21 protein-coding genes are annotated in these 26,130 nt (G+C 52.8%); all 21 read left to right on the top strand.

The window, feature by feature from the left end; all coding sequences use genetic code 11:
* The first annotated feature begins 330 nt into the window (after positions 1–330).
* Entirely contained in the window at positions 331–768 is a 438-nt protein-coding gene (mraZ, locus tag PBA01S_RS04135) for a division/cell wall cluster transcriptional repressor MraZ (RefSeq protein ID WP_009225592.1), read from the top strand.
* A gap of 54 nt (positions 769–822) precedes the next feature.
* Positions 823–1,797, top strand: a complete 975-nt coding sequence (gene rsmH, locus PBA01S_RS04140; RefSeq protein ID WP_028537932.1) for a 16S rRNA (cytosine(1402)-N(4))-methyltransferase RsmH — start codon at positions 823–825, stop codon at positions 1,795–1,797.
* Positions 1,798–2,196 carry a hypothetical protein gene (locus tag PBA01S_RS04145; RefSeq protein ID WP_016311499.1) on the top strand — a complete coding sequence of 133 codons (399 nt, stop codon included), beginning with the start codon at positions 1,798–1,800 and terminating at the stop codon, positions 2,194–2,196.
* A gap of 19 nt (positions 2,197–2,215) precedes the next feature.
* Positions 2,216–4,462: a penicillin-binding transpeptidase domain-containing protein gene (locus tag PBA01S_RS04150; protein WP_127575407.1), complete on the top strand. Its 2,247-nt coding sequence runs from the start codon at positions 2,216–2,218 to the stop codon at positions 4,460–4,462.
* Between the two features lie 83 nt (positions 4,463–4,545).
* On the top strand, positions 4,546–6,510 hold the full coding sequence (locus tag PBA01S_RS04155) for a stage V sporulation protein D (RefSeq protein WP_016311501.1): 1,965 nt from the start codon (positions 4,546–4,548) through the stop codon (positions 6,508–6,510).
* Positions 6,511–6,640: 130 nt separating this feature from the next.
* The gene (locus PBA01S_RS04160) at positions 6,641–8,131 is read left to right on the top strand and encodes a UDP-N-acetylmuramoyl-L-alanyl-D-glutamate--2,6-diaminopimelate ligase (RefSeq protein ID WP_127575408.1); all 1,491 of its coding nucleotides are present in this window, start codon (positions 6,641–6,643) and stop codon (positions 8,129–8,131) included.
* Positions 8,128–9,528 carry a UDP-N-acetylmuramoyl-tripeptide--D-alanyl-D-alanine ligase gene (locus PBA01S_RS04165; protein ID WP_255315287.1) on the top strand — a complete coding sequence of 467 codons (1,401 nt, stop codon included), beginning with the start codon at positions 8,128–8,130 and terminating at the stop codon, positions 9,526–9,528. Before PBA01S_RS04160 ends, PBA01S_RS04165 begins: the two co-directional genes overlap by 4 nt.
* A gap of 23 nt (positions 9,529–9,551) precedes the next feature.
* Positions 9,552–10,517, top strand: coding sequence for a phospho-N-acetylmuramoyl-pentapeptide-transferase (gene mraY / locus PBA01S_RS04170; protein ID WP_016311504.1), 966 nt, complete (start codon positions 9,552–9,554; stop codon positions 10,515–10,517).
* 5 nt (positions 10,518–10,522) lie between these two features.
* Positions 10,523–11,947 (top strand): UDP-N-acetylmuramoyl-L-alanine--D-glutamate ligase, encoded by a 1,425-nt coding sequence (gene murD / locus PBA01S_RS04175; RefSeq protein WP_127575409.1) that lies wholly within the window; start codon positions 10,523–10,525, stop codon positions 11,945–11,947.
* A gap of 49 nt (positions 11,948–11,996) precedes the next feature.
* A complete protein-coding gene (gene spoVE / locus PBA01S_RS04180; RefSeq protein ID WP_016311506.1) occupies positions 11,997–13,094 on the top strand; it encodes a stage V sporulation protein E in 1,098 nt (365 codons plus the stop codon).
* Positions 13,095–13,098: 4 nt separating this feature from the next.
* The gene (murG, locus tag PBA01S_RS04185; RefSeq protein ID WP_127575410.1) at positions 13,099–14,208 is read left to right on the top strand and encodes an undecaprenyldiphospho-muramoylpentapeptide beta-N-acetylglucosaminyltransferase; all 1,110 of its coding nucleotides are present in this window, start codon (positions 13,099–13,101) and stop codon (positions 14,206–14,208) included.
* Positions 14,209–14,438: 230 nt separating this feature from the next.
* On the top strand, positions 14,439–15,344 hold the full coding sequence (gene murB, locus PBA01S_RS04190; RefSeq protein ID WP_028537938.1) for a UDP-N-acetylmuramate dehydrogenase: 906 nt from the start codon (positions 14,439–14,441) through the stop codon (positions 15,342–15,344).
* Positions 15,345–15,360: 16 nt separating this feature from the next.
* Complete coding sequence (murA, locus tag PBA01S_RS04195) at positions 15,361–16,641, top strand: UDP-N-acetylglucosamine 1-carboxyvinyltransferase (RefSeq protein ID WP_127575411.1); 1,281 nt, start codon at positions 15,361–15,363, stop codon at positions 16,639–16,641.
* A 116-nt stretch (positions 16,642–16,757) separates the two neighbouring features.
* Positions 16,758–17,525 carry a cell division protein FtsQ/DivIB gene (locus tag PBA01S_RS04200; protein ID WP_127575412.1) on the top strand — a complete coding sequence of 256 codons (768 nt, stop codon included), beginning with the start codon at positions 16,758–16,760 and terminating at the stop codon, positions 17,523–17,525.
* 242 nt (positions 17,526–17,767) lie between these two features.
* Positions 17,768–19,018, top strand: coding sequence for a cell division protein FtsA (ftsA, locus tag PBA01S_RS04205; RefSeq protein WP_028537940.1), 1,251 nt, complete (start codon positions 17,768–17,770; stop codon positions 19,016–19,018).
* A 56-nt stretch (positions 19,019–19,074) separates the two neighbouring features.
* The gene (gene ftsZ / locus PBA01S_RS04210) at positions 19,075–20,190 is read left to right on the top strand and encodes a cell division protein FtsZ (protein WP_028537941.1); all 1,116 of its coding nucleotides are present in this window, start codon (positions 19,075–19,077) and stop codon (positions 20,188–20,190) included.
* 189 nt (positions 20,191–20,379) lie between these two features.
* The gene (gene spoIIGA, locus PBA01S_RS04215) at positions 20,380–21,351 is read left to right on the top strand and encodes a sigma-E processing peptidase SpoIIGA (protein ID WP_085169618.1); all 972 of its coding nucleotides are present in this window, start codon (positions 20,380–20,382) and stop codon (positions 21,349–21,351) included.
* Positions 21,352–21,370: 19 nt separating this feature from the next.
* Complete coding sequence (gene sigE / locus PBA01S_RS04220; protein WP_016311514.1) at positions 21,371–22,093, top strand: RNA polymerase sporulation sigma factor SigE; 723 nt, start codon at positions 21,371–21,373, stop codon at positions 22,091–22,093.
* Positions 22,094–22,247: 154 nt separating this feature from the next.
* Positions 22,248–23,030 (top strand): RNA polymerase sporulation sigma factor SigG, encoded by a 783-nt coding sequence (sigG, locus tag PBA01S_RS04225; RefSeq protein ID WP_016311515.1) that lies wholly within the window; start codon positions 22,248–22,250, stop codon positions 23,028–23,030.
* A gap of 121 nt (positions 23,031–23,151) precedes the next feature.
* Complete coding sequence (locus tag PBA01S_RS04230; RefSeq protein WP_028537943.1) at positions 23,152–23,970, top strand: MerR family transcriptional regulator; 819 nt, start codon at positions 23,152–23,154, stop codon at positions 23,968–23,970.
* A gap of 108 nt (positions 23,971–24,078) precedes the next feature.
* Complete coding sequence (locus PBA01S_RS04235) at positions 24,079–26,022, top strand: FAD-dependent oxidoreductase (RefSeq protein WP_085169617.1); 1,944 nt, start codon at positions 24,079–24,081, stop codon at positions 26,020–26,022.
* Positions 26,023–26,130 lie beyond the last annotated feature (108 nt).

The raw sequence follows: 26,130 nt of genomic DNA on the forward strand, positions 1-26,130 counted from the left end.
TCACCTAAAATAACGGTACAAAATGCTGTTAATTCGCAGAAACTAGAGATCAATCCATAAAATAACCGTAGTTTTTACTGTTAACGCACGATAAGTGGACTATCTCAGGCAGATTCAATCTGTCGGGATAGTCCTTTTTGCTGCTTCCTAAGCGCCAAACGAAGCTTCTACCGCGGTCGCTGTCCTAAAGCAATGCACTCTTCGAATCCAACTCATGTCAAAAAAAATTTGAACCTAAGAAGGAATTTCACATTTAGTGTGGAATAGTTACATATCACAGTGGTGTAAAGTGGTGCAAAGTGGGGGAAAGAGGTAAGGAGTGAGTCACCAATGTTTATGGGGGAATTCCAACATAGCATTGACGATAAGGGCCGGATTATTATTCCGGCTAAGTTTCGTGAACTCCTCGGCAGCTCTTTCGTTGTAACCCGCGGCTTGGACCAGTGTCTTTTCGTTTATCCAATGCAGGAATGGGAAGTGCTGGAACAGAAGCTGAAGGCCTTGCCACTGATGAAATCCGACGCCCGTGCGTTTACCCGGTTTTTTTTCTCGGGAGCAACCGAATGTGAATGGGATAAACAGGGAAGGGTAAACTTGCCGAGTAATTTACGGCAGTATGCCAAACTGGAGAAGGATTGCGTTGTTTTAGGCGTGTCGAATCGCGTAGAAATTTGGAGCAAAGACACGTGGGAGCAATACTTCCAGCAGTCGGAAGATACGTTTAACGAAATTGCTGAGAAGCTGGTGGATTTCAACTTCGATCTTTAGAAGGGGTTATTCATTAAGCTAAGTCAAATGAATTCAGGTTTGGGGGCGTAAGTCTTGTTCCATCACATCACGGTACTCAAAGAAGAAGCAACAGAAGGGCTGCGCATCAAGCCGGACGGCATTTATGTGGATTGTACGTTGGGAGGCGGAGGCCACAGCTCCGTTATCTTATCCAAGCTAGGTCCCGGGGGAAGGCTGATTGCTTTCGACCAGGACGACTGGGCATTGGATAATGCCAAGGAGCGGCTAGCAGCCTATGCGGACAAATTAACTTTGGTAAAAAGCAATTTCCGCTACATTGAGCAAAAATTGCGGGAGATCGAAGGGGTGCCGCAACTAAACGGAGTTCCTCAGGTGGACGGCGTATTGTTCGACCTCGGCGTTTCCTCTCCCCAATTTGATGAAGGAGAGCGGGGATTTAGCTATAATGCGGACGCACCGCTCGATATGCGGATGGATCAATCGGCCTCGTTGACGGCTCGGGAAATTGTAAATACGTGGCCAGAACGCGAAATTGCTCGGATCTTGTTCCAATACGGCGAGGAGAAATTTTCCAGGCGGATCGCCAAGGTCATTGCAGACCGGCGAGCGCAGGAGCCGATTGAAACGACGGGTCAGCTCGTCGAGCTGATTAAGGAGGGCATTCCGGCGGCCGCTAGGCGTACGGGGGGGCACCCCGCCAAGCGCAGCTTTCAGGCCTTGCGTATCGCGGTCAACGATGAGCTGGGCGCATTCGAAGAAGGGCTGCATGCCGCTATCCGTTGTTTGGCGACGGAAGGACGGGTTTCGGTCATCACCTTCCACTCGTTGGAGGACCGAATCTGTAAGCAAATCTTTGCCAGCTATGTGGAGAAATGTACTTGCCCGCCCGATTTTCCGATGTGCGTGTGCGGCGGCAAAGGATCACTTAAATTAATCAACCGGAAACCAATCGTTCCGTCGGAGCAGGAGTTGGCTGAGAATCCGCGAGCCCGTTCCGCGAAATTGCGCGTGGCGGAGAAATTGCAAACCGGTGTGGAGGTATCGTAAATGGCTTATACGCGTGGGAATCTGGCAGTCAAGGAGAAGCAATCAGAACGCAGCTATCAACCGCAGCGTTATCGGGAAACGACGAAGGTGGTCACCCGCCGTTCGCCTTTGCCGGTCCGTGAGAAGTTGCTGTATATGATGACGGTTATTTTTTGCGTGGCCGTAATGGGCGGGTTGTTATGGCAAAATGTGTCACTTTACAACATTAAGCGCCAAATGTTTAATTTGAATACGGACATTCAAGCGATCAACGCGGAAGTGAAGGAACTTAGTATCCAAAAAGAAAAGCTGGAGGAACAAATTCCGGAGAAGGCGCAGGAGCTCGGTTATGTTCAGCCGGAGGTAGAAGGTTTTCATGTGAATGTGCCGGCAGATGGCGTTGAAACGGCCAAGAAATAATGTCTAAAGAGGTTTTGCCATGATCAAGCGAATAAAGCTTCGAACACTGCTGATAGGGGGATGTATTACCCTCTTTTTTGCTGTATTGATCGGTAGAGCGTTTTGGCTGCAGGTTGTACAAGCGGACTTTTGGCAGGCGCATGCAGAGGAGCTGTGGTCAACCAAAAAGTTGCTGCCCGCAACGAGGGGGACGATCACGGATCGGAACGGCGATGTCCTGGCGGTGGATGCTCCGGCTTATACGGTGGCGGTTAATCCCGAACTTATTAACAAATACGGCATTCAGGACGAGGTCGTTGAAGGGCTTGGCAAGGTCCTCGGGAAAGACGAAAGTGAACTCCGGAAGATCGTCAATGCGAAAAAAGAGTCCGGCGAGTTCTATACGCAACGTGAGGTGCGGAACGAGGGCTGGAAAATTGATCAAGACCTGAAGAATCAGGTGCAGGCATTGATCGACGAGCTGAAGGAAGAGCATAACAACCTGCAGGACGTCGGTATTTACTTGATCAAGGATCAGAAGCGATATTATCCGAATCAAAGCTTGGCTTCCCACGTTTTGGGATATATCGATCGAGAGGGCAAAGCCGTATCTGGAATTGAAGCCTACTTCGATGAACAGCTCAAGGGCGTGAACGGTTCGCTCGAATACAAGCGGGACGGCCGAGGAATTGAGATTCCGAAAGCGAGCGAAATTTATAACCCGCCGAAGAACGGAGACAACTTGAAGCTGACGATCGACTACACGATCCAGTACTACATCGAGCAGGCGATGAAGGAAGCGTACGATCAGCTGCAGCCGATCAGTATGACGGTGATTGCGGCCGATCCGAAGACGATGGAGATCCTTGGCATGGCGAATATGCCAACCTATAATCCCAATGAATATTGGGCGGACGTTGACCAGAAAAATTTCTATAACCACGCGATCAAATCCGTTTACGAACCAGGGTCCACCTTTAAAATTGTAACCTTGGCCGGGGCGGTACAGGAAGGCTTATTTAATCCCAATGCTACATACAAATCCGGGAGCATCCGGGTGCCGGGGCAAACGATTCACGACTTGAAGCGGTCCGGCTGGGGCGAGATTACGTATCTGGAAGGTGTGAAACGCTCGAGTAACGTCGCTTTCGTCAAGCTGGGCTACGAGATGCTGGGACCGGAACGTTTGAAGACGTACGTCGACCAATTTGGTTTCGGTAGAAAAACAGGCATTGAGCTGCCGGGCGAATCCAAAGGAATCGTGGATCCGGTGCAGCAGGCTGACTTTGCGGCGATGTCATACGGCCACGGGAAGCTGCTTGTGACGCCATTGCAACAAATTGTCGCGGTATCGGCCATCGCCAACGGCGGCAAGCTGATGGAGCCCCATATCGTCAAGTCCATCACCGATCCGCAGACCGGGGAGACGGTGGAAACCCAACCGAAGGTACTTCAACAGGTGATCTCTCCTGACAAAGCGAAGGAAGTCGGAACCTACTTAGAGCAAGTCGTTTCGGACCAAAAGATCGGTACCGGGCGCCATGCCTACATCGATGGTTATCGTGTAGCTGGTAAGACGGGGACTGCGGTAAAGGTAGTTAACGGCCAATATGATTACACGAAGCAGGTCGTTTCATTTATTGGCTATGCGCCGGTGGATGATCCAAAGATTGCGGTCATCGTCTTAATCGACGAACCGAAGGACTCGGAACTGGGCGGGGGGGCTGCCGCCGCTCCGGTATTTAAGCAGATCGTTAATCAAACGCTGCAGTATATGGGCGTTCCGAAAAAATACAAAGGCAGCACTTCCGGTAACTCCTCGAAATCCGTTGCCTCGGGACCTAAAGTTCCGGATGTCGGCGGGTTGTCGGTGCAACAAGCCAAGGACAAACTGTCAGCAAGCCATATCTCCTATGCAACCTATGGGAAAGGGGACACGATTATCTCCCAATTCCCGAAGGCGGGCACGACGCTCAAGTCTGGGCAATTCGTTTACTTGGTTACAGAGAAAGGCTCGGACATCAATGTTCCGAACCTGCAGGGCGAATCGTTGCGCGATGCGGTGGAGCTGCTGTCCATCCTGCAGATCCCGGTTACGACACAAGGGGAAGGTTACGTCGTTTCGCAGGAGATCGTGAACGAAAACGGCGGCAGACGCGTGATCCTTACCTTGGAACCGCCGGACAAGGAGGAAACTTCGTCCGACGAGGAGCAGGCGGAGGATGCCACAAACGGCGGCGATCAAGGGGACGATGCAGGAGAGAAGAAGACCTCGGACTCGCCATAGCTTGTTCTAACCCCTGGTTGTCCTGAATAGTCATGTGATGAGTACAATCATGTTGATGTCAGGATGGGTAAGGGGGGCAACCTGTGAAAGTATCCAGATTTACCGTCAGACGAAGATTATTCTGGCTGTTAATGGTGTTATGTTTGCTGTTTGCGGCGCTGGCCGTGCGTCTTGCCTACGTTCAAATCGGGAAAGGGGCTGAATTGTCCGCCAAAGCGGAGGATTCCTGGCGCCGGAATATCCCGTATTCGGCGAAGCGCGGCGAAATCAGCGACCGCAACGGCACGGTGCTAGCTTATAATATTACGACGCCAACGGTGATGGCCATTCCGGTGCAGATCAAGGATCCGGAGCTGACGGCCAAGAAGCTGGCGCCGCTGCTTGGGATGACCGAGGAATCGGTGCTGAAGACGATCACCAAGAGACAATCCATAGTCAGGCTGCAACCCGGCGGACGCAAAATTACGATGGAAAAAGCGCAGCAAATTCGTGATTTAGCTCTTCCGGGTATTGTTGTTGCCGAAGACAATAAGCGCTACTATCCCTTCGGAGGATTGGCGGCACATATCCTGGGCTTTACCGGCGGGTACAACCAAGGCCTTACCGGCGTGGAAAGCAAATACGATAATTTACTCAGCGGCATGAACGGGAGCGTATCTTATCTATCTGATGCCGGCGGGCGCTTGATGCCAGGTTCGTCGGAGAAGTACGTAGAGCCGAAGGACGGTCTAAATCTGACGCTAACGATCGACAAGACGATCCAAAGCATCATCGAACGGGAGTTGGATCAAGCGATGGATCGGCTGCAGGCTGATTCGGCACTGACGATCGCGATGAACCCGAAGACAGGAGAAATCCTTGGCATGGCAGCCCGGCCGGGGTACGAGCCTGGAGCTTACCAAGAATATGATACCGAAGTATATAACCGGAACTTGCCGATTTGGATGACGTACGAGCCAGGTTCCACCTTCAAGATCATTACGCTGGCAGCGGCATTAGAAGAGAAAAAGGTGGATTTGCTGAATGAGCGTTTTTTTGACCCAGGTTATGTTAAGGTAGGAGGGGCTACGCTGCGCTGCTGGAAGAAGGGCGGCCATGGCAGCCAAACGTTCCTTCAGGTTGTTGAAAACTCCTGCAACCCGGGGTTTGTAGCGTTAGGCCAACGGCTGGGTAAAGAGACGTTGTTCGATTACATCAAAAATTTCGGCTTCGGCAGCAAAACCGGCATCGATCTGAATGGAGAAGAGAACGGGATTTTGTTTAAGCTCTCGCAAGTAGGGCCGGTGGAATTGGCAACCACCTCGTTTGGTCAAGGCGTATCGGTGACTCCGATCCAGCAGATTACGGCGGTTTCTGCGGCGATTAACGGCGGGAAGCTGTATAAGCCTTTTGTCGCCAAAGCGTGGACGAATCCGGAGACAGGCGAGGTTGTTTCCGAGAACAAGCCGCAGATGGTGCGGCAGGTCATTTCGGAGGAGACCTCGAAGCAAATTCGTATGGCGCTGGAAAGCGTCGTCGCCAACGGAACTGGCGGGAACGCGTTTATCGACGGGTATCGGGTTGGCGGGAAAACCGGGACAGCGCAAAAGGTCGTGAACGGACGGTACTCGCAAAATGAACATATCGTTTCCTTTATCGGCTTCGCCCCGGCGGACGACCCGCAGATCGTGGTTTACACGGCGGTGGATAACCCGCAAGGCATTCAATTCGGCGGCGTGGTAGCTGCTCCGATCGTTCGCAACATCATGGAGGATGCGCTGGAGTATATGAAGGTTCCTCCTCGTGAGCAACAGGTCAACAAGAAATATAAATACGGCGAGACGCCAATCGTCACGGTACCTGATTTGATCGGCCACACGACGCAGGAAATCTACGAGGACTTGAATATGAATTTCAATCTGGCCAGATCCGGCGCCGGCAATGTGGTGATCAACCAAGCCCCGAAAGCGGGGGCACGCGTAGAGAAGGGATCGACGATCCGCATCTACATGGGGACAGAAGCGGAAGCAGAGCAACAGCATGATCATAACTCGATCACAAGTGAATAATAATCCTGAACTTAGTTAAATTTGGTGATAATATAGTATGAGTGTGTATCGGTAATTCAAAAATTGCGTATGGAAACCCGATTTTTGAATTTCGTATAGGGCACGCAGTTGAAAGACGGAGGGGTAACCTATGCTGCTTAAGAAACTAGCAACGTATTTTATGACATCGCAGATACGAGGAGATGAAGAAACGTCCTGTACGGGGATCGCGATCGATTCGCGCAAGGTACAACCGGGGGATCTATTTATTTGCCTTCCCGGCCATACGGTGGATGGTCACGATTATGCCCGGCAGGCTGCAGAACAAGGGGCTGCAGCACTGGTGGTAGAACGGTGGCTGGACGAGGTTGCCCTGCCGCAGCTGAAAGTCAAGGACTGTCGACAGGCGATGGCTGTACTCGGAGGCGTATTCTACGGGGCGCCTAGTTCGCGGCTGAAAGTCATCGGCGTGACTGGTACGAATGGCAAGACGACCACTACTTATCTGATCGAGCGGATTATGCAGGATCAAGGCAAGGAAACGGGATTGATTGGCACCATCCAACGCCGGTTCGCCGGGCAGACGTATCCGATGTCCGGGACAACACCGGAGTCGCTGGAGCTGCAGAAATATTTACATGACATGGCTGAAGGCGGCGGTGAGTATTGTGTTATGGAAGTGTCCTCCCATGCGCTGGCGCAAGGACGTGTGAAAGGAACCCGCTTCCGGACGGCCGTATTTACGAACTTAACCCAGGATCATCTGGATTATCATAAGACCATGGACGAATACCGCTGGGCCAAAGGATTATTTTTCTCCCGATTGGGGAATACGTATGCGGAAAATCCAGAGGAACGCAGCTATGCCGTGCTGAATGTTGATGACCCGGCGAGCGCTTATTTTGCCAAACAGACGGCGGCTGAAGTGATTACGTACGGCGTGGAGCAGGATGCCGACGTTAGAGCCTCCAACATCTCGATTACCGCACGGGGGACATCCTTTCACGTGGATACGTTCCGCGGCAGCGCAGATATCTCCTTGCGGATGGTAGGGAAGTTTAATGTATACAACGCGCTGGCCGCCATCTCCGCGGCACTATTGGAAGGTATCCCGCTTACGCAGATCAAGGCCAGCCTGGAATCGGTGAAAGGCGTTGAGGGTCGAGTGGAAGCGGTGGACGAAGGTCAGGATTTCGCCGTCATTGTGGATTACGCCCATACCCCGGACGGGTTGGAAAATGTGCTGCGGACGGTAAATGAATTTGCGAAAGGCCGCGTGATTTGCGTCTTCGGCTGCGGCGGGGATCGGGATCGGAAGAAACGCCCGATTATGGGTCAAATCGCCGCGAAGTATGCGGATTACGTGCTGGTGACCTCGGATAATCCGCGTACGGAAGACCCGCAAGCGATCTTACGGGACATCGAACAGGGACTCATCGAGGACGGCGTGGATCAGGCGCGTTATGAGATGATCGTCGACCGCCGCGAGGCGATTGGCAAGGCTATTGAAATGGCAAGCCATGAGGATGTAGTATTGATTGCGGGCAAAGGCCATGAGACCTATCAACTGATAGGTACGAAGGTGCTGGATTTTGACGATCGAATCGTTGCAAAAGAAGCGATAAGGGGTCTGGCAAAGTGATTAAAAGAAACTTAGCGGAAATTGCCGCGATGTGCGGCGGACAGATTCGGGATGCGGGCGATGCTGGCATCGTAGTGCAGGGGGTTGTGACGGATTCCCGGCAAATAACGAAAGGCTGCCTGTTTGTGCCGCTGGCGGGGGAACGGTTCGATGGCCATGATTTCGCGTCAGACTGCCTTGAGGCTGGAGCTGGCGCTTGCCTATGGGCGCGCTCAAAGGGAACGCCGCCAGGCCCGGCCGTACTCGTGGACGATACGCTAATCGCGCTGCAGGCGCTGGCCAAATCCTACTTGACTGCAACCGGAGCAACAGTAGTCGGGATCACCGGAAGCAACGGGAAAACGACGACCAAAGATCTGGTTTACGCTCTTTTGTCGACGACATATCAAGTGCATAAAACCAAAGGGAACTTCAACAACCATATCGGACTTCCTTTAACGATCTTGGCCATGCCGGAAGATACGGAAATCGCCGTGCTGGAGATGGGCATGAGTGGGCGCGGGGAGATCGAACTGCTCTCGAAGATTGGTGAACCGGAAACGGCGGTCGTCACCAACATCGGCGAATCTCACTTGCTGCAGCTGGGTTCGCGGGAGGAGATCACAAGAGCCAAACTGGAAATTCTGGCGGGGATGAAGCCAGGAGGACTGTTCATCTACAATGGGGACGAACCTCTTATCCCTCAAGTGCTGGCCGAGCCGTCTACGGTGAAGCCGGAAGGTCTGCGAACAGCAACATTTGGGCTGCGTCCGGAGAATGACTTGTATCCCACAGGAATCCTGTTTACGGACCATCATACGTTGTTTACGCCGCATGGCAGCGAAGGCGAACCGCTGGAACTGCCGCTTCTGGGTGAACATAATGTATCCAATGCGCTTGCGGCGATCACGGTTGCCCGTCAATACGGGGTGAGCGACGCAGCGATCCGTGAGGGCTTCAGCAATGTGGAGCTGACCGGAATGCGGATTGAAGTCATTACTGGACAGAGCGGCATTACGATCCTGAACGACGCGTATAACGCCAGCCCGACTTCGATGAAGGCGGCCCTTGGCGTTTTGGAGCATATGAAAGGGCATCGGAAGAAGATCGCCGTGCTGGGGGATATGCTCGAACTGGGCGATTCCGAAGCAGATTATCATCGCGAAATCGGGGAGATGTTGACGCCAGGTAAGGTGGATCTGCTGTTCACCTGCGGTCCGCTGTCGCGCCACATTGCCGAGGGGGCGAAGAAACAGTTGGACCCCAATTGTATTCATGCATATACTGATAAGTCTGAACTGATCCGCAAGCTGGTTTCGTTGCTGCATCCTCAGGACATTGTCTTGGTTAAGGCTTCCCGGGGCATGAAACTCGAAGAAGTCGTTGAAGCGATCAAAACTAGCGAGCTAACACACTAATACCGGCGAAAGGGGGGGATCCCATGGATTTTGGACTTATCTTGTTAACGATCGGCGTATCTTTTATTCTGGCGGTCATCTCGGCTCCGCTGATCATACCGCTGCTGAGAAGACTCAAATTCGGCCAGCAAATTCGCGGCGAAGGGCCGCAAAGCCATTTGAAAAAGGCGGGCACGCCAACGATGGGCGGCATTATTATCCTACTAGCGTTTACGTTGGCTTACTTAAAATTTTCCGTTGTGAATACCGACTTCTACGTGCTACTCGTTGCCACGCTGGGGTTTGGACTGGTCGGATTTCTCGACGACTATATCAAAATCGTATTTAAACGGTCTTTGGGTCTCACACCCAGACAGAAATTAATTGGACAGCTGCTGTTCGCCGGAATCATGTGTGCCTTGCTCATTTCGGAGGGTCATAGCACAGCGATTGCTATCCCGGGGACGGACATTTCGTTTGACTGGGGCCCGTGGTTCTACTATCCGTTTATCGTGATCATGATGATGGCGGTGACGAACGCCGTGAATTTTACCGATGGCGTAGACGGCTTGCTGTCGGGCGTCAGCGCAATTGCGCTGGGGGCATTCGCGGTGATCGCCATGCAGGTGACTTCGCTTCCATCTGCGGTATGTGCCGCAGCCATGATCGGTGCCGTGCTGGGCTTTCTCGTCTTTAACGCGCATCCGGCCAAGGTGTTCATGGGCGATACCGGTTCGCTGGGCATCGGCGGGGCGATTGGCGCGATTGCGATCGTCACCAAAACCGAGCTGTTGTTCCTGGTCATCGGCGGAATATTTGTCATCGAAATGTTGTCTGTCGTCATCCAGGTCGTTTCGTTTAAGACACGCGGCAAGCGGGTATTTAAGATGAGCCCGATTCACCATCATTTCGAGTTGTCCGGTTGGTCGGAATGGCGCGTTGACGTCACCTTCTGGGCGGTTGGACTGGTGCTGGCGGTCATAGGACTTTACTTGAACAAGGGGTTGTAATGAAGATGAATCATCCAGAAGAATACCGGGGACGTCAGGTTGTCGTTCTCGGTTTGGCGAGAAGCGGCGCTCAGGTCGCCAAAACCCTGCATCATTATGGCGCCGTCATCACGGTCAATGATCGAAAAGAACGAGAACAGTGTCCCGAAGCATCCGAATTGGAGGCTTTGGGAATTTCTGTTGTATGCGGAGGTCACCCGGACGATCTCATTCATGAGGGCGTTTCGTTGGTCGTTAAAAACCCGGGGATCCCCTATACCGCGCCTCCTGTGGCCAAGGCGATGGAGCTTGGCATCGAGGTTGTGACGGAGGTGGAGATCGCTTATTTGATCAGCCCGGCTCCCATTCTCGGGATTACTGGCTCCAATGGCAAAACGACCACAACGACGTGGGTTGGCAACATGCTGGAGGCTGCCGGCATGAGACCGATTGTCGCCGGTAATATTGGCATCCCGCTGTGCGAGGCTGCTGAGGAGGCGGATGTACGCAACTGGTTGGTCGCCGAGCTCAGCAGCTTTCAGTTGAAGGGGACCCGGGCGTTCCGCCCGGAGGTGGCCTGCCTGCTGAACGTGACGGAGACGCACCTGGATTATCACGGGACGATGGATGATTACATCTCGTCGAAAGCCAAGCTGTTTGCGAATCAACGAGAAACGGACCGCGCCGTACTCAATTGGGACGACCCCGTGTGCCGGGAGCTTGTGCCCTACATAAAAGCGAAGCTGATCCCTTTCTCGATGACTGAAGAATTGCAGTCGGAGGGGGTTTATGTCGCACCGGCGTACATTCCGGATGTCGAAGACGGATTAACCCGTCACATCATGTACCGGGGGGCTGATGGCGTGGCGCGGGCAATTGTCGACATCGCTGACATCGCTTTGCCGGGCCGCTTTAACGTCGAGAATGCGCTGGCGGCGGTTGCGGCGGCGATTGCTGCGGGAGCTGCACCAGATGCGCTGGCGGAGCCGCTACGAACGTTCCGCGGCGTGGAGCATCGCTTGGAGTATGTCGACGAGAAGCAAGGCGTCGTTTACTATAACAACTCCAAAGCGACCAACTCCAAGGCAACGGTTCTGGCCCTTGAAGCACTGCAGGCACCTATCGTGTTGATCGCCGGCGGATTGGACCGCGGCTCGGATTATATGGAGCTGCTGCCGGTTTTCAAAGAGAAGGTAAAGGCCGTCGTGGCGATGGGGCAAACGAAAGAAAAAATTGCTAGAGTTGCTGAGCTGGCGGGTCTATCGCACATCGTGCTGGTCGATACTGTGGACAGCGCCGCAGATACGCTGCGCGCTGCGCTGAAGGAGGCTTCAAGCCTGGCGGATCCGGGAGATATCGTTCTGCTCTCGCCGGCCTGTGCAAGCTGGGATATGTTCCCTTCCTATGAAGAGCGTGGACGCATTTTTAAAGAGGCGGTGCATACCCTTTAAGTAGGGGGGTGGAAAAGCCCCTACTTTCGGTTAAGAGGTGGCATCCACGATGGGCAAGAGCCGTACGGCGCCGGATTTTTGGCTGGCGGCCAGCATTCTCGGATTGCTGGCGATCGGAATCGTAATGGTATACAGCGCGGGTTCCGTACTCGCTTTCCATGATTACGGCGATTCTTTCTATTTCGTTAAGAGGCAGCTGCTCTTTGCTGTACTTGGGTTAATTGCGATGTTCTTGATGATGAATGTAGATTACCGTCTGCTGCGAAAATACGCGAAAGTCGGGCTGGTTCTCTGCTTTATCCTGCTCGTCATCGTACTGATTCCCGGGATCGGGGTCGTGCGCGGCGGGGCGCGCAGCTGGCTGGGCATCAGCTCGTTTGGGATTCAACCCTCCGAGTTTATGAAGCTGGGGATGATCTTGTTTCTATCCTATTGGCTAAGTAAAGAAGATTACAAGATCACGAATTTTACGAAAGGCTTGCTGCCGCCGCTTGGGATTATCGGACTTGCCTTTGGATTAATCATGCTGCAGCCTGATTTGGGGACAGGAACGGTTATGCTGGGCGCTTCCCTGTTGATCGTGTTTACCGCAGGTGCACGCATTCGCCATTTAGCTGGATTGGCGGCTGTAGGTGCGATAGGCTTCGTTGGTTTGATCCTGGCGGCACCTTATCGGCTGAAACGGATTACCGCCTTCCTGGATCCATGGTCGGATCCTTTGGGGGCGGGTTATCAGATCATCCAGTCGCTCTATGCGATTGGGCCCGGTGGATTGGCAGGCTTGGGTCTGGGGATGAGCCGGCAAAAATACAGCTATGTGCCGGAGCCGCAAACCGATTTCATCTTCTCGATTCTAGCTGAGGAATTAGGTTTTATCGGCGGACTCTTAGTTTTGTTATTGTTTTTGATATTAGTATGGCGCGGAATGCGCGTGGCCATGACCATCGATGATCTGTTTGGCAGCTTGCTTGCTGTCGGAATCGTAGGTATGGTAGGCGTGCAGGTTGTCATCAACATCGGCGTTGTCATCGGTCTGATGCCAGTCACCGGCATTACGCTACCGTTGATCAGTTACGGCGGATCTTCGCTGACGCTGATGCTGACCGCGCTAGGCATTCTACTGAATTTATCCCGTTACGCGAGGTGAGAATATGCGCGTCGTACTTAGCGGCGGTGGAACCGGGGGGCATATTTACCCGGCTCTGGCCGTCGCCAGCCAATGCGCCAAGGAATTTCCCGGCTCTGAGTTTCTGTACATCGGGGGCAAGCGCGGGCTTGAAAGCTCGATTGTACCGCAGCAAGGAATTCCATTTGAAGCGATTGAGATTACCGGCTTCCGTCGGAAGCTGTCCTTCGATAATGTGAAAACGGTCATGCGTTTTCTCAAGGGAGTGCAAACTTCCAAGAAACTGCTCAAAGAATTTAAGCCTGACGTCGTCATCGGAACCGGCGGATATGTCTGCGGTCCGGTGGTCTACGCTGCGGCCAAGCTGGGCATTCCTAGCATTATTCATGAACAGAACGCCATTCCGGGCTTAACGAACCGCTTTCTGAGCAAATACGCATCGACGGTTGCCGTCAGCTTCGAGGGATCGGAGAAGGCGTTCCCCGCAGCTCGCAACGTGATTTACACCGGGAATCCGCGGGCGACAACCGTATACGCAGCCGATAAGCAAAGGGGCTTTGAATCGCTGGGGTTGCCATCTAGCAGCTCGGTTGTCCTTGTGGTCGGCGGCAGTCAAGGGGCCCGTGCCATCAATCAAGCGATGGTTGAAATGGCTCCGCTACTTAAGCAGTCCGAACACTTGAAATTTGTATACGTCACCGGAGACCGCTACTATGCCTCGACGGTGGAGGCGATTTCAGCGAAATTGGGCGAACTTCCTGCCAATCTGCAGGTGCTTCCTTATGTGCATAACATGCCGGAGGTTCTGGCCTGCACCTCGCTGATCGTGAACCGTGCCGGGGCTTCTTTTTTGGCGGAAATTACAGCACTGGGGATTCCGGCGATTCTGATTCCATCTCCTAACGTAACGAACAATCATCAAGAGAAAAATGCCCGCGCGCTGGAGAGCGCCGGTGCGGCCGAAGTGATTTTGGAGCCGGAGCTGACGGGACAGAGCTTGTATGCATCCATTGAGCGCGTGATGAGCGATTTGCGTCGGCACAGCGCGATGTCGACCGCTTCCCGTGCCTGGGGCAAACCGGATTCCGCCCATCTCATCGTGGAAGAGATGCAAAGGCTCGTTAAGCACCAATAAGGCGCTGTTCAGAGGCGATGCAAGGGCTTGTGCCGGGAAGTCTGGGCGATTGTCACACTCTCCGTTAGGGAGGCATAAGATACTCTATAAATCGTGACAACCAAGCGGGGCAAGATCTTCAGCCCTGCAGGACCCGGGCTCCGGCAGCCATCGACTGCCGATATGTAACAGCGGCACCCGGCGAAGTACCGTCGAAGGGATCCGCCATTCAAGTCAAGGAGGGTTATACGATGCAGCAGTGGATATCACAATTGACCAGGCTGGAAGCCTTGGAGGTGTTGCCGAATGAACCAATGTCGAAATACACGACTTGGAAAATCGGCGGTCCGGCGGATGCGATGGCCGTTCCACAAACGACCCGGCAGCTTGCGGAGCTGATGCGCTTGCTCCACGCAGAAGGAATCCCGTGGATGATGATCGGAAAAGGCTCCAATCTGCTGGTTTCCGACAAAGGCATCCGAGGCTGCGTCATCCGGCTGGGTGGTGAGTTCGAGCAGATTGTATTCGACGGTACGCAAGTCAGCGCCGGAGGCGGCGCATCCACCGTCCGGCTCAGCATCATGGCTGGCAAACAGGGACTAACCGGGCTGGAGTTTGCGGGGGGAATTCCGGGTACAGTCGGCGGCGCCGTCTACATGAATGCCGGTGCCCACGGGTCCGATGTGTCACGTATATTTAAATCCGCTGACATTGTTCTGGAGACGGGTGAATTGGTCACATACACAGCGGAGGATATGAAGTTTGCCTACCGGCATTCCGTCCTGCATGAACAGCGAGGGATCGTGGCTCAGGCACGTTTTTCGCTTGCCGTGGGTGATCGGCTGGAGATCGCGGCGGCCATGGCGGCGTACAAGGACCGCCGTCGCAAAACGCAGCCGCTCTCGCAGCCTTGTGCAGGCAGCGTATTTCGCAATCCGCCCGGCGATCATGCCGCTCGGCTGATTGAAGCGGCGGGTCTCAAAGGGATGAAGGTCGGCGGGGCTGAAGTGTCCACGCTGCATGCCAATTTCATCGTCAATACCGGGCAAGCGACAGCAGAGGACGTTCTTGCGCTCATGGAGCAAGTCAAGGCAGCCGTCCAAGATCAATTTGGGGTGGCGCTGGTGCCGGAGGTCTTCTTCGTGGGTGAACGGTAAACTCGGAGGTGATACATTGGACAAATTGGTGATCGAAGGCGGGAAACCCCTATCAGGAACCATTCGTATCCATGGAGCGAAAAATGCCGCATTGCCGATTCTGGCCGCATCGCTGCTGGCGGAAGGTAAGGTGCAACTTCGAAATGTCCCCCGCCTGCTCGATATTGATGTCATGTTAGGCATTCTCAGTCGACTGGGCTGTAAAGCCGTCCATTTGGGAGATACGGTGACTGTGGATACCTCGGGGGCAGATTCCAGCCATGTTCCTGAGGACTTGATGAAACAGATGCGCTCCTCCATCTTTTTGATGGGGCCGCTGCTTGCCCGTTTTAGGGAAGTATGCATCTATCAGCCGGGAGGCTGTGCGATCGGGGAACGGAAGATCGATCTGCATTTGAAGGGACTTGAAGCTTTAGGAGCGAAGATTGAAGAACACGATCAGCAAATATGGTGCAGAGCCAGCAGGCTGGTTGGTACCGACATCCATCTGGATTTCCCCAGCGTGGGTGCAACGGAGAACATCATGATGGCTGCAGCGCTCGCTGAAGGCACAACGATGATTACGAACGCAGCGCGGGAGCCGGAGATTCAGGATCTGCAAAACTTCTTGAATGCCATGGGCGCCAGCATCATCGGCGCGGGAACCGACACGATTACGATCCGAGGAGTGAAGCGTCTCACCCCTTGCGATTACGAGATTATCCCAGACCGTATCGTGGCGGGAACTGCATTGATTGCTGTGGCTGCCACCCGCGGCAGTGTTACGTTGACCCACAGCAACCCTTCACACCTGGTATCGTTGCTTACCGTGCTCAAGCGGGCCGGTGTTCAAATCGGAGTGAGCGATGATATAATAACGTTGAGCAGTGCAGGCCGTCCGAAAGCGGTGGAACGAATTGTGACCTCGCCGTATCCTTCGTTTCCTACCGATTTGCAGTCCCAAGTGATGGTTCTATTATCCTTGGCGGACGGAATGAGCGTGATGAAAGAAACCGTGTTCGAAGGCCGGTTCAAGCATGTCGGCGAACTGGTTCGCATGGGCGCCGACATTACGGTGGACTTGAATTCCGCGTTTATTCGCGGGGTGCCCCGGCTTTACGGCGCGACCGTGGAAGCAACCGACCTGCGTGCAGGGGCGGCGCTGGTGATCGCCGGTTTGGCGGCCCAGGGTCAAACCGTGGTGGAGCAGGTTCATCATATCGACCGCGGTTATGATCGAATCGAAACGATGTTCCAACGGCTTGGAGGCTCGGTACGCCGTGAATCGCCAGCCTTGCGTCAGCTGGATCTGGCTTAAGGCTATCGTGATGCTGATTCGCGAAACCTTCGTAGTATAGCCCTAAACTTTTGTCCCCTCCCCTGGAGGGGATATAAGCTTTGTAATACTTATTCAGAAAGTTGCGGAGAAATGACATGCCAAAAGCGAATGTACCCGTCCTAAAAGAACCTGCGCCCAAGAAGAAAAGCGGACGAAAAATCAAAACCATACTTATTTTGTTGTTCCTCGCATTATTATGCGTTCTATTTTTCCGTTCATCTCTTAGCAAAATATCTGTTATTACGTTCGACGGCAATGAGTATACAACGGAGACAGAGCTGCTGGGCGCCACAGGGCTTCAGGTGGGTTCGCCGTTTTTTGCGGTCAGTGCCGATCATATCGCCCGCAGGCTGGAAGAAATTCCTTCGGTGAAGCAAGCAGAGGTAGATAAGACGTTCCCCGGCAGCGTTACGATCCATATTGAGGAGTATCCGATTGCAGCGTATGTGCTGGCAGAGGACGGGAAGCTGCATGGCTTGCTCGCCAACGGGACGCGCATCGACCTGAAGGACGGGTCGATGCCGGTGGACAAGCCCATATTAACCGGTTGGAAGGACGACGATGAAGGACTGGTCAAACTTTGCCAAACGTTGTCGCAAATTCCGGACGAGCTGACCGCAGACATTTCGGAGATCGTACCTTCACCTACGTTGTCTTATCCGGACCGAATTAAGCTGTATACCCGGTCCAAGTTCGAAATCATTTCAGCCACTTCCCTCCTAGCCCAAAAGGCGGAATACATGAACGAAATTTTGCAAACCCAGGACCCTGGAAAGCTGACGATGCTGGACGCGGATTCATATGTTCCATACTCCACGACGGAGGACGGAGACGATGGACAAAATGATACTACTCATGATTGAAAAACAATGATAAAATACATTTTATGGGCTAGTTGGCGTTCTCCCTCTTTTTTCTTCTAATTTTTCAAATAGGGGCAGGTTCTCTGTCACAGTCAGGATACTTCCTGTCTATATGGTGTTAAAAGTTGGAAGTCAAAAAATTTGTAGAAAAAAGAGGGAAAGGTTAAGTGGCGTTGAATTAGTAGATAGTGCATCTAACACGGCAAGTATATTTTGATGGGGAAATAGGAGGTGCCAGGGGCTTGAGCAACAATGACATCATTGTTAGTTTGGACATCGGTACATCCAAAGTTCGTGCTATTATTGGGGAAATTAATAATGGAACCTTTAATATTATTGGGGTTGGATCTGCCGACTCGGAAGGAATTCGAAAAGGCGCGATTGTAGATATTGACCAAACGGTGCAATCGATCCGCAGCGCTGTGGATCATGCAGAACGAATGGTAGATATTCAAATATCTGAAGTGTATGTCGGCATTTCGGGAAATCACATCGGACTCCAAACGAGCCACGGGGTTGTAGCCGTACAAAATGAAGACCGGGAAATTGGTGAAGAAGACATCGAGCGGGTCCTGAAGGCGGCCGAGGTGATCGCCCTGCCGCCAGAACGCGAAATTATCGACGTGGTGGCCAAGCAGTATATCGTGGATGGACTGGAAGGAATTTCGGATCCACGCGGGATGATTGGCGTCAGACTGGAAGTGGAAGCGACGATCGTCACCGGCTCCAAGACGGCGATTCACAATTTGCTTCGCTGTGTGGAGAAGGCTGGCCTTAAAGTTCGGGATCTGGTATTGCTGTCGCTTGCTGCCGGTCAATTGGCGTTGTCCAAAGACGAAAAAACGATGGGATCCGTCCTGGTGGACATCGGTGCGGGTTCCACGACGATCGCTGTATTTGAAAGCGGCACGATCGTTGCGACATCCACGCTTCCGATTGGGGGAGAATTTATAACGAACGACATTGCTTACGGTCTTCGGACGTTAACGGACCATGCGGAGAAGGCGAAGCTGAAATACGGCTGTGCTTCCATTGAGGACGCGGCGTCGGATGTTACTTTTAAGGTGACACGGATCGGAAGTAATGTGGACAAGGAGTTTACGCAGGAGGATTTGGCCGCGATTGCGGAGCCGCGCGTACAGGAGATTTTCCAGCTGATTCGCCAGGAAGTCAAGCGTCTTGGCTACAGCGAGCAGCCGGGGGGATATATCCTGATCGGCGGAACGGTATCTATGCCGGGATTGCTCAAGATTGCCCAGCAGGAGCTGGAAGCTTCGGTACGGATTGCTGTGCCTGATTTCATCGGCGTTCGTGATCCTTCATACACCGGCGGGGTGGGAATTCTGCATAAAGTGGTTAAGAATTTGCGGATCCGCAGCGCTTCCAGCCCGAAGAAGAATGCGAACCGGAGCAAGGCTCCGGCACCGCAGGAACCCGTTCGGAAGAACGGTTTGATGGAACGACTCAAGAACTTGTTTAGCGAATTTATATAGTGGTTCAGGAATGATGCATGGTCGATCCATGCATATTGAGGGGGAGATGGAAGAGTATGTTGGAATTTGATTTCGAAATGGAGAGCTTGGCACAAATCAAGGTGATCGGGGTTGGCGGCGGCGGAAGCAACGCGGTTAACCGAATGATCGAGAACGGCGTGCAGGGCGTGGAATTTATTACGGTCAATACAGACGCTCAAGCGCTGCATTTGGCCAAGTCCGAACATAAATTGCAAATCGGGGACAAGCTGACCCGTGGTCTCGGCGCCGGAGCTAATCCGGAAGTGGGCAAGAAAGCGGCTGAGGAATCCCGCGATTTGATCGCCAATACGTTGAAAGGCGCCGACATGGTGTTTGTTACTGCCGGTATGGGCGGCGGTACAGGAACTGGGGCAGCGCCGGTCATTGCCGAGATCGCCAGAGAGTGCGGCGCACTAACGGTTGGCGTCGTAACCCGTCCGTTTACGTTTGAAGGCCGCAAACGCTCCACGCAAGCGGAGATGGGGATTGAAGCGTTGAAGGAAAAGGTAGACACGCTGATCGTCATTCCTAACGATCGCTTGCTTGAGATTGTAGATAAGAAGACGCCGATGCTGGAAGCGTTCCGCGAAGCGGATAACGTCCTGCGTCAAGCCGTGCAAGGCATTTCTGACTTGATTGCCGTGCCGGGTCTGATCAACCTCGACTTCGCCGACGTGAAGACGATCATGACCGAGCGCGGATCCGCCCTGATGGGTATCGGTCTTGCAACCGGCGAGAACCGTGCTGCCGAAGCTGCACGCAAAGCCATCATGAGTCCGCTCTTGGAGACTTCGATCGAAGGGGCGCGCGGCGTCATTATGAACATTACCGGCGGGGCGAACCTGTCGTTGTATGAAGTCAATGAAGCAGCAGAGATCGTTATTGCCGCTTCGGACCCAGAAGTGAATATGATTTTTGGTGCAATCATCGATGAGAATATGAAAGAAGAGATCAAAGTTACCGTGATCGCCACGGGATTCGAGAACAAGCCGTTGCCTAGCCGCAAGCCGGCAGCAGCTGCCCCTGGTGCTCCGGAGCCGCAGGAGAACCGTTCGACCTCCACCCTGAGACCGTTCGGTAACCAGCCTAGCGGCGACCAACTGGATATTCCGACGTTTCTTCGTAACCGTTCGCGGAACAACAACGAATAGGTTAGGAGCTATTAAACGTCTTCCCCTAGACCTTGACCCGAGATGGGCCAAGGTCTTTTTTTTTCTATCCTTCCCTTCTGCAAATCTCTCCCGCGAAGTCGACAAAAATAGTGGCATTCTACTTTCAATTTTAGACAGACTTTATCGCGCGTTCTCTTTATACTGATAACCATCTACCCAGGCAGGTGAATGCCGTTGGTTGTCTATATCGATCTCATATTTTTGATGAACCTATTGATCGATGCAAGCTTGCTTCTAGTCACGGCTTGGATGCGAAAGCAAAAAGTCGTTCTCTGGCGGCTGGCCTTGTCGGCGGTGGTTGGGGCGATGTATGTCGTCATGATGTTTTTGCCGGAGCTCTCATTTCTGTACACGTTTCTGGTGAAATTTCTATTCTCTGTCGTGATGCTGTGGGTTGCGTTCGGATTTGGAAGTTTACAAAACTACTTACGGAATATGGGAGCTTTTTATATCGTCAATTTTGCAGCGGCCGGCGGAATTCTAGGTGTACATTATTTGCTGCAAGATTCCGGAGAAATCTGGAGCGGGATATGGTATTCGGCTTCCGGCGGGCTTTCGTTTTCCTTGAAAATTGGAGTGTTGTTTATTCTGGTTTGCTTCTTCGCCGTATTGTATGGGTTTAAGCGGGTGATCGATGCACGTCAACGGCAGGAGCGGATTCGCTCCTTCTTAGCTGATTTGGAAGTACGCGTAGGCGATACAGCGATTACGTGCACGGGATTGATCGATACGGGCAACCAGTTATCCGATCCCCTCAGCCGGCTTCCGGTGACCGTAATGGAAGCTGTGCTTTGGGAGCAGGTTTTGCCCCCGTCGTATCGGGGGAAGCTGGCTGACGAACGTGCGGACAACCTCATCTTGCAGCTGACAGAGGCAGGAGATTTTCCATGGCCGGAGCGGCTGCGGTTGGTTCCTTACCGCGGGATCAACAAAGGCACCCAGTTTATGCTGGCGCTGAAGCCTGACGAGGTTACGGTCCGTCTAGACGGCAAGGAATATCGTTCGTCCCGGGTGCTGATTGGTTTGGACGGGGGGCGGTTATCGACGGAAGGAACCTACCAAGCGATTGTTCATCCCGCACTGGTTGAGTCGACAGAGGCGAAGGAGAGTATGGACACCATCAGTAAAACGGGAACGTAACTTAGGAGGATACAAAGTGATGCGTGTAAAGTGGAAAATGATGCTGCAGCTGCAGTATTACCGGCTGCTGTTTCTTTTTGGACTAAAGAGTGAAGAAATCTATTATATCGGCGGCAGCGAAGCGCTTCCTCCGCCATTAACCCGTGAAGAGGAGGAATATTTGCTGCAGCGGCTGCCCAGCGGCGATTCCGCCATCCGGGCCATGCTGATCGAACGTAACCTGCGGCTGGTCGTATATATCGCCAGAAAGTTCGAGAATACGGGAATCAATATCGAGGACCTGGTATCCATCGGCGCCATTGGCTTAATTAAAGCAGTTAACACGTTTGACCCGGAGAAAAAGATCAAGCTGGCGACCTATGCATCTCGTTGCATTGAAAACGAAATTCTGATGTACCTGCGCCGGAACAGCAAAATCCGCACCGAGGTCAGCTTTGATGAGCCGCTGAACATCGATTGGGACGGCAACGAGTTGCTGCTCTCCGACGTGCTGGGTACGGAGAACGATACGATCTACCGTAATATCGAAGAGCAAGTTGACCGGAAGCTGCTGCACAAGGCGCTGGATAAATTAACCGAGCGCGAGCGGATGATTATGGAGCTTCGCTTCGGGCTGGTTGACGGCGATGAGAAGACGCAGAAGGATGTAGCTGACCTGCTGGGCATCTCGCAATCGTACATCTCGCGTCTGGAGAAACGAATTATTAAACGGCTGCGCAAGGAATTTAACAAGATGGTTTAGTGAATGGCATGATAGATATGCGTTTATCGAAATTCCAATTATTTCGACAGAGGTCGACTTGAGTGTTTTCGCTCGACGAGGAAGATGACGGCGGAATAAAAATGCAGTCCCGGGAGATACTGTTCATTAGTTTCTCCTTGGGAGGTAAGACACGATGACCCGAAACAAAGTCGAAATTTGCGGTGTAGATACCGCAAAATTGCCCGTTCTAACCAATGCGGAAATGCGTGAATTGTTCCACTCGTTGCAGCAGGACCACGTAAGATCAGCCAGAGAAAAGTTAGTAAATGGCAATCTGAGACTCGTGCTGAGCGTCATCCAGCGGTTCAACAATCGGGGGGAGTATGTGGACGACCTATTCCAGGTTGGCTGCATCGGACTCATGAAAGCCATCGATAATTTCGACCTATCGCAGAACGTCAAATTCTCCACGTACGCTGTACCGATGATCATCGGGGAAATTCGGCGTTACCTGCGGGACAACAACCCGATCCGCGTCTCCCGAAGCTTGCGAGACATCGCCTACAAGGCACTTCAAATGCGGGACAACCTGACCAATCAGAATTCCCGTGAACCTACGATTTTTGAGATCTCTGAGGCTTTGGGCTTACCGAAGGAGGACGTCGTCTTTGCCCTCGACGCCATCCAGGACCCGGTTTCCTTGTTCGAGCCGATCTACCATGACGGCGGGGATCCCATCTACGTGATGGATCAAATCAGCGATGACAAGAACAAGGACGTCTCCTGGATCGAGGAAATCGCCTTACGTGAAGCGATGCAGCGGTTAGGCAACCGCGAGAAGATGATTTTGTCCATGCGTTTCTTTGAAGGCAAAACGCAAATGGAGGTCGCCGAGGAGATCGGGATCTCCCAAGCCCAAGTGTCCAGACTCGAGAAATCCGCTATTTTACAAATGCAGAAACATGTGAAGTCGTAATTCGGTCCCTGCGGGGGCCTTTTTTCGTGTGAACATTTCCATATCTTCAATCCCCCCTGCTTCAATATCATAGAAGTGGGACAAAAGGCTTGTGACTTGAGATGTGCGGGAGGGAAGGTAGATGAAGTATTGCATTGGGGAATTTTCTTCACTGCTTGGCATCACCCGGGACACACTGAGGCTGTATGAGAAGCATGACATCGTGAGGCCGGTCAAGGACCGTCATAACAGCTACCGCTATTTCAACGATTTGGACGCCCGGGATTTGTTGATGAGCCGGTGGTATCGCAGTTTGCAGATTCCACTGCAGGATGTGGCCAGCTTGATTCAAAATGCCTCGTTGGACGACATTCTCAACAAGATGGAACAGAGCAAGCGGGAGCTGGAGGAAGAGATCCGCAAAAGCACGATGTTGCTGCATAAGTTAGATGAACTGAGCCGGGAGGTCCAGAATCTAGAGGGGAGACTTTATCGTTGCACGCTGGGGGACCGACCAGGACTCTACCGATTAAAGCAAACGGATAAAAATCACCTGCTTAACACGAAAGGTTTAGAGGGCACCATTAATGCGTTAATGGAGGTGCTTCCTTACTCATTTTATTGCTTCCGCATCGACCCGGATTCCATCGAATCCGAGGCGGAGGGCTTGGAATACAGCTGGGGCCTGTCGATTTCGGAAAACGAGGTGCACCAACTGGGCATCACGTTGGATGAGCATTTAGAGTATATTCCGCCGTCTCGTTGTGTGACATCGGTGATATTGTCCCCGCAGAGCGAAGATTTTACCAAAGAATCGCTTCGTTTTATGCTGAATTACATAAATGAGCAGCACTATGCAATTTCCGGTGCGGTAACCGGACGATTGATGTTGACCGAGAACCACGAGGGCACGAAACGTTCGTTCCTAGAGATCCATATTCCTATCGAGAATTCCTATTGACCTTGGTGCAACACCAAGGTTTATGCTTCTAGTGTAGCCTTGTTTGTGAACATAAGTGAAAACATTCACAATAACAAGGCAGACTATGCAGTAAGGGGAGAAGAGGGAATGCGCAACAAACGAGTGAACAAGGTGCTCTTGGTTACGATCTGCATCGTATTGGTTGCGTCGATGTTCGGTTGGGGTTGGCCATCTGAGAAGCTGCTAAACAGCTCCTCGACAGCGGTCGCGGCCTCAGCATTTAAGGCGGGGACGTATACCGGGGAGGCCGAGGGCAAAGACGGCGTCATCAAAGTGCTCGTGACGATGGAGCAAGCGGATCGGATCAAGGACATCAAGATCGTCAGCCAAACCGAAACTGAGGGGCTTGGTGACAGCGCGCTGAGCAAAATCAAGGATCAAATCTTGACGAACCAATCGCTGAAGATTGATGCGGTAAGCGGCGCAACTGTATCCAGCGACGCCATGCTGAAAGCGGTAGAGGATGCGGTTAAAAAAGCAGGCGGCGATGTGAATGCCTTGAAATCGGTTAGCGTCAAGAAGCCTGGCACAGGCAAAACGGAAAAGCTCCAAGCCGACGTCGTCGTCGTTGGGGCCGGTGCTTCCGGGGTGTCGGCTGCGGTAGCGGCGGCGGACAAAGGCGCAAAAGTGATCATTATCGAAAAGACCAGTATCATTGGCGGTGCCAGCAATCTGTCTTGGGCGGGCAAATTCTATAACTCCTCCGCCGCACTTGAGAGCGGTGTCAAGGTGGACGCGGAGAAGGAGATCGCCGATTGGATCGTCAACAACCACTGGAGAGTGGATGCAGCGGCTGTGCGCCAATATGTGACGAAATCCGGGGATACGTACGATTGGCTGAAGAACAAAGGGTATGTTACGACGTTCCTGAACTTCGGTGGAGAGCAGCTGCATGTGCTGCCGGCTTATAATACTCGCGAGCAGACGCTCCGTAAGATGCTGACGGCTTCGGTTGAGAAGAACGGCGGCAAGGTAATTACAGAAACCACCGGGAAGAAATTGATCACGAACGCTAAAGGAGCGGTGACTGGCGTTATCGCGGAAAAAACGGACGGCACCACGCTGGAAATCAGTGCAAAAAGCGTCGTAATCGCAACGGGCGGCTACGCAGGAAACAAGGAAATGGTGAAAGAGGCATTTGGTTTTGAGGGCGTGAATGGCGGACTCGCCCAAAATATTGGCGAAGGTCTGAAAATGTCCTGGGAAGTTGGAGCGAAGGTACCGGACAACTTTGGCGGACAAATGCTGCACCAAACACTGGCCCGAGGAACCAGCAATCTGAAGAAGCAATATTCCTCCTTCGAAGCCAGCTATCCACTCATGCTCAGCTATCTGCCGAACTTGATGAACGTAGGCCCATCGGGAGCTCGTTTCAGAGATGAGACGGCGACGTTGACGGCAGTAGCGGCAGCGAATACGAGTGCGTTTAACGGGCCTTACCATCTGGTGATCGTATCGCAATCGCAGTTGAAGGCCTTGGAAGCGAAGGGCATGAACGGCATCAAAGCGCCGAAGCTGCCAGGGCTTCCACCGGAATTTTACGCGGATTTCACCGATCAGTTTAAGCTGGATACTCCATGGAAGAACGTGACCGCCGTCTTTGAATCGATGGTGAAGAACGGGGATGGGTATAAAGGCAATACGATTGAGGAATTAGCCAAAAACGCTGGCATGGACGTCGAGGTGTTTAAGGACGCGTTTAACAAATATACGCAAGCGACCAAAACTGGCGTAGATACAGAGTTTGGCAAATCCAAAGAATACTTGCTGTCGATGGGTGAGGGTCCTTATTATGCGATCATTGCCGAGATTAACAACCTGGGTTCGGTTGGCGGCTTGCTCGTAAACCCTAAATTCCAAGTGTTGAACGACCAACGTGTACCGATCAAAGGACTTTACGCCGTTGGGCTTGAATCTGAAGGTGTGCTGTTTAACGACACTTACGTCGGGAACGGGGTAGGCATTGGCTATTCCTTTACTTCCGGACGACTGGGCGGCGAAAGTGCAGCTGCCGGGGCGCTGGGGAAATAATAGCATAAAAGCGAACGGATAACTGAAAGGACGGCTTCTTCTGGAATCTTACAGATTTTCGGAAGGGCTGTCCTTTTCTGTGTGGGCTTGGTCGGGCATCTCTTTTCC

Source organism: Paenibacillus barengoltzii NBRC 101215, from assembly GCF_004000745.1.
Taxonomy (GTDB): domain Bacteria; phylum Bacillota; class Bacilli; order Paenibacillales; family Paenibacillaceae; genus Fontibacillus; species Fontibacillus barengoltzii.